This is a genomic window from Kribbia dieselivorans NBRC 106261 (genome assembly GCF_001552435.1).
GTDB classification, from domain to species: domain Bacteria; phylum Actinomycetota; class Actinomycetes; order Actinomycetales; family Dermatophilaceae; genus Kribbia; species Kribbia dieselivorans.
On sequence record NZ_BCRE01000101.1, the window covers coordinates 1 to 14,513 of the forward strand.

At 70.4% G+C, this 14,513-nt stretch carries 13 protein-coding genes; 11 read left to right on the forward strand and 2 right to left on the reverse strand.

The features are described from left to right. On the reverse strand, positions 1–325 hold a 325-nt coding region (locus KD1_RS09175; protein WP_217995853.1), incomplete at its 3' end, for a hypothetical protein. A gap of 137 nt (positions 326–462) precedes the next feature. Between KD1_RS09175 and aspS the strand changes: the two genes are divergently transcribed. Both aspS and KD1_RS09185 read left to right on the forward strand, forming a co-directional pair. Then, complete coding sequence (gene aspS, locus KD1_RS09180) at positions 463–2,304, forward strand: aspartate--tRNA ligase (RefSeq protein WP_068400852.1); 1,842 nt, start codon at positions 463–465, stop codon at positions 2,302–2,304. 78 nt (positions 2,305–2,382) lie between these two features. Continuing rightward, a complete protein-coding gene (locus KD1_RS09185; RefSeq protein ID WP_068400855.1) occupies positions 2,383–2,949 on the forward strand; it encodes a hypothetical protein in 567 nt (188 codons plus the stop codon). A 223-nt stretch (positions 2,950–3,172) separates the two neighbouring features. Here KD1_RS09185 and KD1_RS09190 read toward each other — a convergent pair whose 3' ends face one another. Next, positions 3,173–4,021, reverse strand: coding sequence for a thioesterase family protein (locus KD1_RS09190; RefSeq protein ID WP_068400857.1), 849 nt, complete (start codon positions 4,019–4,021; stop codon positions 3,173–3,175). A gap of 124 nt (positions 4,022–4,145) precedes the next feature. Here KD1_RS09190 and KD1_RS09195 point away from each other — a divergent pair, with 124 nt between their 5' ends. The 9 genes from KD1_RS09195 (at position 4,146) to efp (ending at position 14,513) form a co-directional block, all read left to right on the forward strand. Beyond that, on the forward strand, positions 4,146–5,567 hold the full coding sequence (locus tag KD1_RS09195; RefSeq protein WP_068400914.1) for a replication-associated recombination protein A: 1,422 nt from the start codon (positions 4,146–4,148) through the stop codon (positions 5,565–5,567). 187 nt (positions 5,568–5,754) lie between these two features. Beyond that, positions 5,755–8,439 (forward strand): alanine--tRNA ligase, encoded by a 2,685-nt coding sequence (gene alaS / locus KD1_RS09200; RefSeq protein ID WP_068400918.1) that lies wholly within the window; start codon positions 5,755–5,757, stop codon positions 8,437–8,439. 4 nt (positions 8,440–8,443) lie between these two features. Beyond that, positions 8,444–8,974 (forward strand): Holliday junction resolvase RuvX, encoded by a 531-nt coding sequence (gene ruvX, locus KD1_RS09205; protein WP_068400860.1) that lies wholly within the window; start codon positions 8,444–8,446, stop codon positions 8,972–8,974. Further along, positions 8,971–10,110 carry an endolytic transglycosylase MltG gene (gene mltG / locus KD1_RS09210; protein WP_068400863.1) on the forward strand — a complete coding sequence of 380 codons (1,140 nt, stop codon included), beginning with the start codon at positions 8,971–8,973 and terminating at the stop codon, positions 10,108–10,110. The genes ruvX and mltG overlap by 4 nt, the downstream gene beginning before the upstream one ends. After that, positions 10,092–10,997, forward strand: a complete 906-nt coding sequence (locus KD1_RS09215) for a shikimate dehydrogenase (protein ID WP_245627338.1) — start codon at positions 10,092–10,094, stop codon at positions 10,995–10,997. Before mltG ends, KD1_RS09215 begins: the two co-directional genes overlap by 19 nt. A gap of 22 nt (positions 10,998–11,019) precedes the next feature. Beyond that, positions 11,020–12,240 (forward strand): chorismate synthase, encoded by a 1,221-nt coding sequence (aroC, locus tag KD1_RS09220; RefSeq protein WP_068400869.1) that lies wholly within the window; start codon positions 11,020–11,022, stop codon positions 12,238–12,240. Next, on the forward strand, positions 12,237–12,785 hold the full coding sequence (locus tag KD1_RS09225; RefSeq protein WP_245627339.1) for a shikimate kinase: 549 nt from the start codon (positions 12,237–12,239) through the stop codon (positions 12,783–12,785). The genes aroC and KD1_RS09225 overlap by 4 nt, the downstream gene beginning before the upstream one ends. Continuing rightward, on the forward strand, positions 12,782–13,849 hold the full coding sequence (aroB, locus tag KD1_RS09230) for a 3-dehydroquinate synthase (RefSeq protein WP_068400874.1): 1,068 nt from the start codon (positions 12,782–12,784) through the stop codon (positions 13,847–13,849). Before KD1_RS09225 ends, aroB begins: the two co-directional genes overlap by 4 nt. Positions 13,850–13,952: 103 nt before the next feature. After that, positions 13,953–14,513, forward strand: coding sequence for an elongation factor P (gene efp / locus KD1_RS09235; protein WP_068400878.1), 561 nt, complete (start codon positions 13,953–13,955; stop codon positions 14,511–14,513).

Here is a 14,513-nt window from a genome sequence, read left to right on the forward strand (position 1 = left end):
GGTCGGCGGCGCCGGCGGCGCGGGCCGCCTCGATGGCCGGTGCCCAGGCCCGCTCGTCCTTCGGCGCGACGATGACCACGGGGGTGTGACGGCCCCAGTCGAGGTCGGCGATGTGCTTCGCCGCGCGAGTGGGGGAGTCCTGCAGCACGACCGGGTCGGGGAGCGCGCGGGCCTTCGACGGGGAGACCGTCGCCGACGTGGTCGAGTTCCCGGTCGGGCCGGAGGCGTCACCGCGGGTGCACGCGGCGGCCAATCCGGCGGCCAGGAGAACGGGCGGGGCGGCGAGCAGGGTGCGGCGCGACAGGGTTCGGCTGGGGGCAGTCACGATCCACCACGGTAACCCGGATGGGCAGGTGGGTCACATCCGTGCGCTGCCGGATGAATGACGTTGTCTCCGGGCTCACTAGGATGGGGCCCGGCTGCCTCGGCGGCCGCATGACACGTCGATTCGAAGGACACCCCTTGCTGCGCACCCACGAAGCGGGCACCCTGCGTGCCTCGCAGTCCGGCCAGACCGTCACCCTCACCGGTTGGGTGGCGAAGCGACGCGACCACGGCGGGGTGGCGTTCCTCGATCTGCGCGATGCCTCCGGGGTGGCGCAGGTCGTCGCCCGTGACGAGGTCCTCGAGGCCGCCGCGCACGACCTGCGCAACGAGTTCTGCATCAAGGTCGTCGGCGAGGTGACCCCGCGTTCGGAGAAGGACGTCAACCCGGCGCTGCCCACCGGCGAGATCGACGTCGTGGCCTCGAGCATCGAGGTGCTCAGCGAGGCGGCGCCGCTGCCGTTCCAGATCGACGAGCGCGTCAACGTCGGTGAGGAGGCCCGGCTCAAGTACCGCTACCTGGACCTGCGCCGCCCCGGGGCGCACTCGGCCGGGCACGGGCTGCGACTGCGCTCCCAGGTCTCCCGGGCCGCGCGCCGCGTGCTCGACGGGCACGACTTTGTCGAGATCGAGACTCCGACCCTGACCCGCTCGACCCCCGAGGGCGCGCGTGACTTCCTCGTGCCCGCCCGCCTGGCGCCGGGGTCGTGGTACGCGCTGCCGCAGTCGCCGCAGCTGTTCAAGCAGCTGCTCATGGTCGCCGGGATGGAGCGGTACTACCAGATCGCGCGCTGCTACCGCGATGAGGACTTCCGGGCCGACCGTCAGCCGGAGTTCACCCAGCTCGACATCGAGATGTCGTTCGTCGACCAGGACGACATCATCGCGCTGGCCGAGGAGATCCTCGTGTCGATCTGGACACTCATCGACATCGACCTGCCCACCCCGTTCCCGCGGATGACGTACGCCGAGGCGATGCAGCGGTACGGCACCGACAAGCCGGACCTGCGCTTCGACCTCGAGCTGACCGACTGCACCGAGTTCTTCAAGGACACCCCATTCCGGGTCTTCCAGGCCGACTACGTGGGCGCGGTCGTCATGCCCGGCGGCGGATCGCAGCCGCGTCGCCAGTTCGACGCGTGGCAGGAGTGGGCCAAGCAGCGCGGCGCCAAGGGCCTGGCCTACGTGACCGTCGGCGAGGACGGCGAGCTCGGCGGCCCGGTCGCCAAGAACATCTCCGACGCCGAGAAGGCCGGTTTGGCGGCGCACACCGGTGCCACACCCGGCGACTGCATCTTCTTCGCAGCCGGAGCGCCGAAGCCCTCGCGAGCGCTGCTGGGTGCGGCCCGTCTCGAGATCGCCAAGCGCACCGACCTCATTGACGAGTCGAAGTGGTCGTTCCTGTGGGTCGTCGACGCGCCGCTGTTCGAGCCCGCCGGTGACGCGGTGGCCGCCGGTGACGTCGCGGTCGGGTCGGGTGCGTGGACCGCGGTGCACCACGCATTCACCTCGCCCAAGCCGGAGTACCTCGACACGTTCGACACCGACCCGGGATCGGCGCTGGCGTACGCCTACGACGTCGTCTGCAACGGCAACGAGATCGGCGGCGGCTCGATCCGTATCCACCGCAAGGACATCCAGGAGCGGGTGTTCGCAGTCATGGGTCTGGACGAGGAGTCCGCGCAGGAGAAGTTCGGGTTCCTGCTCGACGCGTTCCAGTTCGGCGCTCCGCCGCATGGTGGCATCGCGTTCGGGTGGGACCGCATCGTCATGCTGCTCGGCGGGTACGACTCGATCCGTGACGTCATCGCGTTCCCGAAGTCCGGTGGCGGGTATGACCCGCTGACCGACGCTCCGGCTCCGATCACCGCGCAGCAGCGCAAGGAGGCCGGCATCGACGCGAAGCCCGAGCCCAAGGGTGAGGCCAAGGAGAAGGGCGACGTGAAGGTCGAGGCGGCCGGTGCTCAGCCGGCCAGCTGACACCCTCCTCGGGGTCCTCACAAGCGCGCGCGTTGGGCCGCGCTTGTGAGGACCGAAACGGGGGGCGGCAGGCCGTCCATGGCTCGCCGGTGGTACGGGCAACTCGCGTGGCTGGACTCCGAGGAGAACGTCACGTGGCCGAAGATCCTTCTCACCGTGGGTGTCGGCGCCGCCTGCACGGTCGGGCTTGCCGTCTTGGGGCGATGGCTGGTTGCGGTGGGCGCGACCCTGCTCTGGGCACCGACGGCTGTCGGAATCTGGCGTCGGCGGGTTTCTTTGCAACGGCGCGGTGAACCGATCCCGGCCGAACCCAGCCGGCCTGTGGTCGCGGATGACGTACCAGTCCTACGGCAGGCCTTCGCCGTGGAGACGAAGCCCGGCTCATCAGGTCCCACGACTTTCGGCTGGGGCGTCGTCGCGGTGAGTCTGATCGCCGCCGTTGTGACGGTTGCCGGTGCGGTCGTCGGTTGGAAGGGGCCGTGGACCAGTGCCGTCGACTGGGGGATCTTGGCCATTGCGGTGAGCAGCGCAGTGCTTTCCGTGTTCGTGCTGGCCCTTGTCCGTGGGGGCTGGTTGGCGCGTCCGGCGTTCCTCACGCTGATGCAAGCGCTTCTGAGCTACGCCATCTGGTCGGTGCCGGCGTGAAGATCGAGTGGGTCCTGCAGTGAACACGTGACGCCGTTGGGCGAGCACGGCGTCGTTGGTGGCGCCCGGTGTCGTTGTGCCCCTACCCGGTGTCGTTGTGCAGGGTTGGCCCCCCCACCCGGGCGTCGGCCAACCCTGCACAAGGACACCGCCCCGGCCGATCGACACCGGGTGCGCACGTCGTCGCCAAGCCGAGGGGGTATGGGGTTGGACCCCGCTGGGGTCAGTCGTTCTTGGGCGGGCGGATCCCGGCGAGTTGGCGCGACTGGGCGACGAGTTGCCCGGTGGAGTCCCACAGCTCGACGTCCTCCTCGATGAGACCGCCGATGGCCGTGGAGGTCCGCATGCGCACCTGGATCCATCCCGGTGCCGGGATACCGCGCACATACCCGGTGAACGACAGCGTCGGCGCCCACCCCATGACCCCCAGATCGAAGGCCACCGGCGGGAAGCAGTCGAGGACGAAGAAGAGGTCGGCCGGCTGCACCACGCGGTCGTCGAGGAACCGGAACCACCCGCGGATCTCGCCCTGCCCGGACGGCTCGCCGCGCGCCCATCCGGCCGTCGCGGGGTCGATGCGTTGCTCGATGTGTTCGGCCAGCGGCACGTCGGTCTCGCCGCGCAGTTTCGCGGTGTCGGGCGTGCCGACACACTCCTGCGGGACCGGCATTGACGGCGGACTTGGTTGCAGCAGAACGGGTTCCGCGTGGGTGGCCAGATCTGAGAGGGTCAGCAGCGCCCGGAAGCGTTCGACCGGTTGGCCATCCTCGTCCTGGGTGATGCGCACCTGGGCTGCCGACACCCCACGACCTCGGCGCAGCAGTTCCGTCTCGACGCGCAGTGTGCCGGGGGTCGCCCGCGACAGGAACACCGTCGACAGCGCCACGACGTGCGGCTGCAGACCCTCGTCGGCTGCCCTCACCTCAAGGGCCCGCGCGGCGACCGACATGAGCACCCCACCGTTGATGGCCTTGGCGAAGCCCCACGAGTTGTCGACCTCGGTCGTGAAGACACTGGGGGCATCGGTGTGTCGCAGATCGAGGAGGTCTCCGAACGACTGGAGAGTGGACACGTGGGCTCCTTTGGCCGGTGGGCACGTCAGGAGCAGCCTACGGATGACACCGCCGAGACACCGAGATGGCCGCCCGTTTCCTGGCCGGTCACTTGGGGCGGTTAGCGTGGAGGGCGTGTCCGACGTGCCAGACCTCTTCGCCTCCGCCGACCAGAGCGGCAGCGGCGACGGGCGCACCCCGACCATCGACCCGCGGGCCCCGCTCGCTGCCCGGATGCGACCGCGCTCCCTCGATGAGGTGCGCGGCCAGGCCGACGTGCTGAGACCGGGCAGCCCCATGCGCCGCCTCATCGAAGGCGCCGGCGGCAATGCGGGCTCGCTGTCGGCCATCCTCTGGGGACCGCCGGGCACCGGCAAGACGACGCTCGCGCACCTCGTCGCGACCGCGGCCGACCGGGACTTCGTCGAACTCTCGGCCGTGACCGCTGGTGTCAAGGACGTCCGCACGGTCATGGACACGGCCGCGCGCACCCGCGCGATGTACGGCCGACAGACGGTGCTCTTCCTCGACGAGATCCATCGCTTCACCAAGGCACAGCAGGACGCGCTCCTGCCCGGAGTCGAGAATCGGCAGGTCATCCTCGTCGCGGCGACGACCGAGAATCCGTCGTTCTCGATCATCGCGCCGTTGTTGTCGCGGTCGGTGCTCGTCACCCTCGGGCCCTTGGCGGAGGACGAGATCCGGCAGGTCATCGACGCGGCGTTGACCGACGAGCGGGGCCTGGCCGGTGAATACGCCCTCGACGAGAAGGCCGCTGATCACCTCGTGGCGATGGCCGGCGGAGACGCGCGGCGTGCCTTGACGCATCTCGAGGCGGCTGCCGGAGTCGCGTTCGACGCGCGGGCCCAGGGCAGCGACGAGGACGCTACCGGTGACAGCGTGATCGACACGGACGCCCCGACCCCGATCAGGCTGGCGCATGTTGAGCAGGCCGTCGACCACGCGGCCGTGCGCTACGACCGCAGCGGTGACCAGCACTACGACGTGGCCAGCGCGTTCATCAAATCCATGCGCGGCTCCGATGTGGACGCGGCCCTGCACTACCTGGCGCGGCAGCTGGAGGCGGGGGAGGACCCGCGTTTCATCGCTCGGCGCATCGTCATCTCGGCCAGCGAGGACGTCGGCATGGGCGACCCGACCGCGCTCCAGACCGCCGTGGCGGCGATGCACGCGGTGGCGCAGATCGGGATGCCCGAGGCGCGGCTCATCCTGGCCCAAGCGGTCGTGCACAACGCCCTCGCGCCGAAGTCGAACGCGTCGTACCAGGCGATGAACGCCGCGATCGCCGATGTACGCGCGGGCAAGGGCGGGCCGGTGCCGACCCACCTGCGCGGCAGCGGGTACTCCGGGGCGGCTCGGCTCGGGCACGGTGAGGGGTATCGCTACACGCACGACGAGCCGGCCGGGGTGGGGGCGCAGCAGTTCCTGCCCGACGACCTGCTTGCGGCCGATGTGCAGTACTACCACCCGACGACCCGCGGTTGGGAGGAACGGCTCGGCGCGCGCTGGGCCGAACTGCGCCGGATCATCCGCGGCAAGCGGTGACCGCGCCCCAATCCTGACCCCGGACCTGACCCGCGACCGCCCCTGGCCCCGGACCCCGCGGTTCGAGGTATGACGCGGCGGGAATCCGCCGCGTCATACCTCGAACCGGGCAGGGCGACCTCGAACCGGGCGGGGGCGCGGGAGACCTAAGATGGACGGGTTCACCCCTTCGCTGTTCGAGGAGATCATGGAAACCGCCGAGATCCGCCGCCGTTGGCTGTCGTTCTTCGAGAGCAAGGGCCACACGGTGGTCCCATCGGCTCCGCTGATCCACGAGGACCCCAACCTGCTGTTCGTCAACGCCGGCATGGTCCCGTTCAAGCCCTACTTCCTCGGCCAGGAGACCCCGCCGTACCCGCGCGCCACGAGCGTGCAGAAGTGCGTGCGCACCGGCGACATCGACGAGGTCGGCAAGACCAGCCGGCACGGCACGTTCTTCCAGATGAACGGCAACTTCAGCTTCGGCGACTACTTCAAGCAGGGCGCCATCGAGATGGCGTGGGAGCTGCTGACCTCCTCGGTCGACAAGGGCGGCTACGGCCTCGACCCCGAGCGCCTCTGGGCCACGGTCTACCTCGACGACGACGAGGCGGTCGACATCTGGCGCGAGGTCATCGGGCTGCCCGAGGAGCGCATCGTGCGCCGCGGCATGGCCGACAACTTCTGGTCGATGGGCGTGCCCGGCCCGTGCGGTCCATGCTCCGAGATCTTCTACGACCGCGGCCCGGCCTACGGCGCCGAGGGCGGCCCGGCGGTCGACGAGGACCGGTACATGGAGATCTGGAACCTCGTCTTCATGCAGAACGAGCGCGGCGAGGGCACCGGCAAGGCCGACTTCCCGATCATCGGCGACCTGCCCAAGAAGAGCATCGACACCGGCATGGGCCTGGAGCGCATCGCCTCGGTGCTCCAGGGCGTCGACAACATGTACGAGATCGACGAGGTGTTCCCGGTCCTGGCCAAGGCCGCCGAGATGACCGGCAAGGAGTACGGCACGCGCTCGGGCCACGCCGCCGGCACGAGCCACCCCGACGACGTCCACCTGCGCGTCGTCGCCGACCACGTCCGCTCCTCGCTCATGCTCATCGGCGACGGCGTCACGCCCGGCAACGAGGGTCGCGGTTACGTCCTGCGCCGTATGCTGCGCCGCGCGGTGCGGGCCATGCGCCTGCTCGGGTACGACGATCCGGCCCTGCCGCACCTGCTGCCGGTCTCGATGGAGCGGATGAGCCAGTCCTACCCCGAACTGCGTGAGAACTTCGACCGCATCAGCGCCATCGCCTATGCCGAGGAGGTCGCCTTCCGCCGCACGCTGGCCCAGGGCACGACGATCCTCGACAACGCGGTCAACGCGACGAAGTCGGCCGGCGGCTCGACCCTCTCGGGCAGCCAGGCGTTCACGCTGCACGACACCTACGGCTTCCCCATCGACCTGACCCTCGAGATGGCCGCCGAGCAGGGCCTCGAGGTCGACCGCGAGGGCTTCACCCGCCTCATGCAGGAGCAGCGTGAGCGCGCCAAGGCGGACGCGCGGGCCAAGAAGGCCGGGCACGCCAACACCGAGGTGTGGCGCGACCTGCGCGCGCTCGGTGCGACCGACTGGATCGCCTACGACACGCTCACCACCGAGGCCACCGTGATCGGCCTGGTGCGCGACGGCGCGCAGGTCGCCGAACTCGAACCCGGCCAGACCGGTCAGGTCGTGCTCGACCGTTCGTGCTTCTACGCCGAGTCCGGTGGTCAGATCGCCGACGAGGGGGTCATCACGGCCGACGGGGTGCGCATGCGCGTGCGCGACGTCCAGCGCCCGGTCAAGGGTCTGGTCGTCCACACCGTCGAGGTCATCGACGGGCCGGTGCGCGTCGGCGAGCAGGCGCTGGCCGAGGTCGACCCGCAGTGGCGCGTCGAGGCGTGCCAGGCACACTCGGGCACCCACGTCGTCCACGCCGCGCTCCGTGAGGTGCTCGGCCCGACGGCGCTCCAATCGGGGTCGTACAACAAGCCCGGCTACCTGCGACTCGACTTCGCCTGGAACCAGGCCCTCTCGCCCGAGACCCGCAGCGAGATCGAGGAGGTCGCCAACCTCGCCGTCCGCGACGACCTGCCCGTCTCCGCGCAGTGGATGTCCCTGCCCGACGCGAAGGCCTGGGGCGCGCTGGCGCTCTTCGGCGAGACCTACGGTGAGGACGTCCGGGTCATCGAGATCGGCGGCCCCTGGTCGCGCGAACTCTGCGGTGGCACGCACGTGCGACGCTCCAGCCAGGTGGGCACCATCACGCTGACCGGAGAATCGTCCGTCGGCTCCGGGGTCCGGCGCGTCGAGGCGTTCGTGGGCATGGAGGCGCTGCGCTACCTGGCCAGGGAACGCGCGATCGTGCACGAGTTGTCGGGCCTGGTCAACGCGTCCTCCGGTGAGTTGACCGACCGGATCGGTGACATGATCACTCGCCTCAAGGACGCCGAGAAGGAGATCGCCCGGCTGCACCGCGAGCAGGTGCTCGCGGCTGCCGGCTCGCTGACCGACGCGGCCAAGGACGTGGCCGGCACGACGTTCGTCGGGCACCACGCGGCCGGCGCCTCGGCCGACGACGTGCGGCAGATGGTGCTCGACACCCGCGGGCGCCTGGGCGAGGAGCGCCCGGTCGTGGTGGCGGTCACCGGAGACGCCGACGACCGCCCGGTCATCGTCATCGCGACCAACCAGAGCGCCCGGGATGCCGGCACCAAGGCGGGCACCCTCGTCAAGGTCGCGGCCAAGGTGCTCGGCGGCGGTGGCGGCGGCAAGCCCGACATCGCCCAAGGCGGTGGCCAGGACGCCACGGCCGTCAACGACGCGCTCAAGGCCGTCGAGGAAAAGCTGGCGGGGGCCTGATCGGATGCGTCGTGGGGTCCGGCTCGGCATCGACGTCGGGGATGTGCGGGTCGGTGTGGCCACGTGCGACCCCGACGGGATGCTCGCCACCCCGGTCGCCACGCTGACGCGCGCCGCCGGCTCCGAACCCGGGGCCGGTGCCGCGCCGACGGCGACCGATGCCGACATCGTCGAGATCGCGGCGCTGGCGGCGGAATCACAGGCGATCGAGATCGTCGTGGGGCTGCCCCTCCTCCTCAGCGGGGAGCAGGGAACCGCGGCTCTCAAGGCGCGGCAGTATGCTCTCGTTCTGGCCGGGGCATGTCGCCCGGTCGAGGTACGACTCGTCGATGAGCGATTGACGTCGGTGGACGCCCACCGGGGACTGCGCGAAAGTGGGGTCGCGGGGAAACGCCAACGCGCCGTCGTCGATCAAGCGGCGGCCGTCCTCATCCTGCAGACTGCACTCGACCTCGAGCGCAGCAGTGGGCGAGCGCCCGGCGAAAGCGTGGGTGGCAAGCGGCGCAAGCCGAGAACCAAGGACAGGACAGGATGATCGAACCGCGACTGGACGAGACCATCTTCGGTGACCGACCGCCGCCGACGACGCGGGCGGAGCGTCGCTCCCGCGAGCCGCGCAACCGATCGGGTCGCACACGACTGGTCGTGCTGCTCGGGGTGGTTCTCATCGTCGCCGCCCTCGTGTTCGCCGTCGGGGCCCTGACGCCGATGTTCTCGAGCTTCTTCAGCCGCAACGACTACGCCGGCCCTGGCACGGGGACGGTCGAGTACACGGTCGAGGAGGGTGCCACCGGCAGTCAGATCGCCGCCGGACTGGCCAAGCTCGACGTCATCAAGACCCAGTCGTCCTTCATCGAGGCCGCCAACGGCAACCCGAGCGCCTCGAGTTCGATCCAGCCGGGCACGTACCAGCTCAAGAAGCAGATGAGCGCGAGCGAGGCGCTGGCCATCCTCGGCGACGCCAATGCGCGCGTCAGTTCGGGCATCACCATCCCCGAGGGCAAGTGGGCCTCCGAGATCTACGCGACGCTGGCGAAGTCGACCGGTCACAAGGTCGCCGACTACGAGAAGGCCGCCACCACGGTCACGTTGCCGAAGGGCATCACCGCCCCGGACCAGGCCAAGTACCGCCTCGAGGGCTGGCTCTTCCCGAAGACGTACAACTTCAGCAAGCAGGACAGCCCCAAGGCGCAGCTCCAGCGCATGGTCGACGAGACCACGCAGGAGCTCACCGACCTCAAGGTGCCGCGCGCGAAGTGGGAGCGCACCCTGACGCTGGCCTCGATCGTCGAGGGCGAGTCCTCGGGCAAGGTCGATCGCGGCAAGGTCGCGCGCGTCGTCGAGAACCGCCTCGTCGACCAGACCGGCCTGATCAACGGCCGGCTGCAGATGGACAGCACCATCCACTACATCACGCACAAGCGCGGCAACGTCGAGACGACCGACGCCGAGCGCGGGCAGGTCGACCCGTACAACACCTACCTCAACGCGGGCCTGCCGCCGGGGCCGATCAACAACCCGGGCGTGGCCGCGATCGAGGCCGCCGTCACGCCGGACCAGGGCACGTGGCTGTATTTCGTGACGATCGACAGCAACACCGGCGAGACCCTGTTCGCGTCGACGTTCGAGGAGCACCAGCGCAACATCCAGAAGTGGCAGAACGGCAAGTGACATCGCCGGTGGTCCACCGCGCCGCGGTGCTGGGTCACCCGGTCGATCATTCCCTCTCACCGGTGCTGCACGGGGCGGCGTACGACGCGCTCGGGCTGACCGACTGGGCCTATGGCCGCCACGACGTGACCCAGGAGCGTTTCGTCCCCTTTGTCGACGGCCTCGACGAGTCATGGCGGGGGCTGTCGCTGACGATGCCGCTCAAGGAGGTCGCGGCGCAGGTCGCCGACCGGGTCTGCGACACGGCGCGGCTCGCCGGCGCGATCAACACGTTGGTGCGCGTCGGTGACGGGTGGCACGCCGACAACACCGACGTCCATGGCCTCACGACGGCCTTGACGGAGGCCGGAGCGGTCGCCTCGACCGGCGACGTCGCGACGGTCCTCGGCGGCGGCGCGACAGCCCGCTCGGCCCTGTGTGCCCTGCGCGACCTCGGCTTCGGTGAGGTGATCGTGGCGGCCCGCACGCCCGAGAAGGCTCGGGCGGCGCTGGAGCGCACGGCCGCCGAACTCGGGCTGACGGTGGCGTACGTGCCGCTCGGGGAGTGGGCCACGCGGGACTCCGCGGTCGTGCTGAGCACCCTGGCGCCCGGCGGCAGCGCTGCGGCCGCCGAGGCGCTCTCGACCCGAGGGTCGCACTCCCAGACCCAGGCCGACGGTGCTACCCGGGCCCACGACGCTCCGGTCATGCTCGACGTGGTCTACGCGCACTGGCCGACCCCGCTGGCCCGGGCCGCGGCGCAGGCGGGCTTCATCGTCGTGTCCGGCCTGGAGATGCTCATCCACCAGGCCGTGCGTCAGGTCGAACTCATGACCGGGCACACCTGTGGCCCAGCGGTCGTGGCGGCCATGGCTTCCGCAGCGCGGACGGCGACCGCCCGCAACTGAGACGCGTGGGAAGATGCCCCACATGCGTTGGTTGACCGCTGGAGAGTCGCACGGCCAGGCCCTTGTGGCCACCCTTGAGGGGATGCCTGCCGGAGTGGGGGTCACCACCGGTGACGTCGCTGCCGCGCTGGCTCGCCGCCGGTTGGGGTATGGCCGCGGCGCGCGGATGAAGTTCGAGCAGGACGAGGTGACCTTCCTCGGCGGGGTGCGTCACGGGCTCACCCTCGGTTCGCCGCTGGCCGTGATGATCGGCAACACCGAGTGGCCGAAGTGGCAGACGGTCATGTCGGCCGATCCGGTCTCGGCCGACGCCTACGCCGCGTCCAACGACGTCAATGCGGAGAAGGAGATCGCCCGCAACAAGCCGCTGACCCGGCCGCGGCCCGGGCACGCCGACCTCGTGGGCATGCAGAAGTACGGCTTCGACGATGCCCGCCCGGTCCTTGAACGCGCCTCGGCCCGCGAGACCGCCGCGCGGGTCGCGCTCGGTGAGGTCGCCGCGAAGTTCCTGCAGCAGGCGTACGGCATCCGCCTCGTCTCGCACACCGTGGCCATCGGCACCGCCGGCGTCGGCGACGACGCCCCGCTGCCGACGCCCGAGGACGTCACCGCGCTGGACGCCGACCCGGTGCGCGCCTTCGAGGCCGCCGGCAGCGCGGCCATGGTCGCCGAGATCGACGCGGCCAAGAAGGACGGCGACACCCTCGGCGGCGTCGTCGAGGTGCTCGCGTACGGCTGCCCGCCCGGGCTCGGCTCCCACGTGCATTGGGACCGCCGCCTCGACTCGCGCCTGGCCGGTGCCCTGATGGGTATCCAGGCGATCAAGGGCGTCGAGGTCGGTGACGGCTTCCGCACGGCCGCGCGACGAGGCTCCGCCGCGCACGACGAGATGGAACGTGACGGCGACGGCGTCATCCACCGGCGCACCGGTCGCGCCGGCGGCACCGAGGGCGGCATGTCCACCGGTGACGTGCTGCGTGTACGGGCCGCGATGAAGCCGATCAGCACCGTCCCGCGGGCGTTGGACACCGTCGATGTCACCGGCACCGACCCGGCCACGGCGATCCATCAGCGCTCCGATGTGTGTGCCGTGCCGGCCGCCGGCGTCGTCGCCGAGGCGATGGTCGCGCTCGTGCTGGCCCAGGCCTGCGTCGAGAAGTTCGGCGGTGACAGCGTCGCCGAGACGGCCCGCAACCACCGTGCCTACCTCGACGCGATCCCGGAGATGATGAAGACGTGGTGACCGTCGCCCTCATCGGCCCGCCCGGGGCCGGCAAGACCAGCGCCGGATCGCGGTTGGCCAAGCAACTCGGCGTGGCGTTCCACGACGTCGACGATCTCGTCGAACAGGCGGCCGGGCAGTCGGTCTCGGACATCTTCGTGCTCGAGGGGGAGCCGCGTTTCCGCGAATTGGAGGCCGAGCAGACCCTGCGGGCGCTCGACGAACTCGGGGGAGTGGTCTCGCTCGGCGGTGGCGGCCCGATGACCGAGTCGATCCGGGAGGCGTTGACGCGTCATGTCGTCGTCTTCCTCGACGTCGATGTCAAGGACGCCGCGCACCGCGTCGGCTTCGACCAGTCCCGCCCGCTGCTCGCGGTCAACCCGCGCGCGACGTGGGTCAAGCTCATGCGGGAACGCCGCCCGATCTATGAATCGCTGGCGACGTTCACCGTCTCGTCGACCGGCAGCACCCCGACCAAGGTCGCCACGGCGATCCGCGAATGGCTCGAGGAGACCGGTCGGGTCACGCCGAGCGGGATCGTCGTCGAGGATGAGGAGCAGGCGTGAGCACGACGACGATCCCGGTCGGGTCGGACTACGACGTCACCGTCGGGCACGGGGTGCTCGATCAGGTCGCCTCGCATCTGCGCGACGACACGATGCGCGTGCTCGTCATCCACCCGGAGCCCTTGCCGCAGTACGGCCAGGCGGTCGCGGCGGCGCTGCGGGCCACGGGGCGTGAGGTCCTCGTCGAATCCGTGCCGGACGCGGAGCCGGCCAAGACGATCGAGGTCGCCGCGCGGCTGTGGGGGGTGCTCGGGCAGGCCGGGTTCACCCGCACCGACGCGGTCGTCGCCGTCGGGGGCGGCAGCGTCACCGACCTCGGGGGCTTTGTCGCAGCGGCCTGGCTGCGCGGCGTCGACGTCATCCAGGTGCCGACCACGGTGCTCGGCATGGTCGACGCGGCCGTGGGCGGCAAGACGGGCGTGAACACCGCCGAGGGCAAGAACCTCGTCGGGGCGTTCCACCCGCCACGCGCTGTCGTCTGCGACCTCGACACGTTGTCGACGTTGCCGCACGCCGACCTCGTCGCCGGCCTGGGTGAGGTCGTCAAGGGCGGATTCATCGCCGATCCGGTCATTCTCGACCTCATCGAGGCGGACCCGGTCGACGCCACCCGGGTCGGGCCGCGGCTGCGCGAGCTCATCGAGCGCAAGATCACCGTCAAGGCCAATGTCGTCGCCGCGGACCTCAAGGAGTCCTCGCTGCGCGAGATCCTCAACTACGGGCACACGTACGGTCACGCCGTCGAGCAGGCCGAGGGGTATCGCATGCGCCACGGAGAGGCGATCTCGATCGGCATGGTCTTCGCCGCCGAGCTCGCGCGCCTGGCCGGACAGCTCGGTGACGCCGACGTGGCGCGCCACCGCAGCGTGCTGACCGCCCTGGGTCTGCCGACGACGTACGCCGGAGCGTCGTGGGATCGGCTGCTCACCGCGCTGCGCCGGGACAAGAAGACGCGCGGAGCGACGCTCCGTTTCGTCACCCTGACCGGCGTCGGTCAGCCCACCCGGCTCGTCGGCCCGGAGCCGGCGTGGCTCGAGGCCGCCGACGCGGCCGTGCGCGCCTGAGGGTCGCGGGCCGCCCCGGCGCGTCGCCGCTGGTCCGTCGGGACCTGCGGTGGCTTGTAGGATTGACGGCAGCCCTCGCACGCCTCGATCGAAAGTGACACCTGTGGCAACCACGAACGACCTCAAGAACGGCATGGTCCTGCGGATCGACAACCAGCTCTGGCAGGTGATCGAGTTCCAGCACGTCAAGCCCGGCAAGGGCCCGGCCTTCGTGCGGACCAAGATGAAGTCGATCACCACGGGAAAGACGATCGACAAGACGTTCAACGCCGGCACGAAGGTCGAGACCGCCAACGTCGACCGCCGCACGATGCAGTACCTCTACAACGACGGCACCGACTTCGTGTTCATGGACCCGGACACCTACGACCAGATCATGGTCGCCCCGGAGATCGTCGGTGACGCGGCCAAGTACATGCTCGAGAACCAGGAGGCGGTGGTCGCGCGCAACGACGGCACGGTCCTGTTCATCGAGCTGCCCGCCTCGGTCATCCTCGAGGTCACCTACACCGAGCCGGGCCTGCAGGGCGACCGCTCCACCGGTGGCACCAAGCCGGCCACCCTCGAGACCGGCGCCGAGATCCAGGTCCCGCTCTTCCTCGAGACCGGCACCAAGGTCAAGGTCGACACCCGCGACGGGTCGTACCTCAGCCGCGTCAACTGA

Coding starts and splice junctions, on each gene's coding strand:
- KD1_RS09185 (WP_068400855.1), top strand. CDS start 2,383: ATGGCTCGCCGGTGGTACGGGCAACTCGCGTGGCTGGACTCCGAGGAG.
- alaS (WP_068400918.1), top strand. CDS start 5,755: ATGGAAACCGCCGAGATCCGCCGCCGTTGGCTGTCGTTCTTCGAGAGC.
- ruvX (WP_068400860.1), top strand. CDS start 8,444: ATGCGTCGTGGGGTCCGGCTCGGCATCGACGTCGGGGATGTGCGGGTC.
- mltG (WP_068400863.1), top strand. CDS start 8,971: ATGATCGAACCGCGACTGGACGAGACCATCTTCGGTGACCGACCGCCG.
- aroC (WP_068400869.1), top strand. CDS start 11,020: ATGCGTTGGTTGACCGCTGGAGAGTCGCACGGCCAGGCCCTTGTGGCC.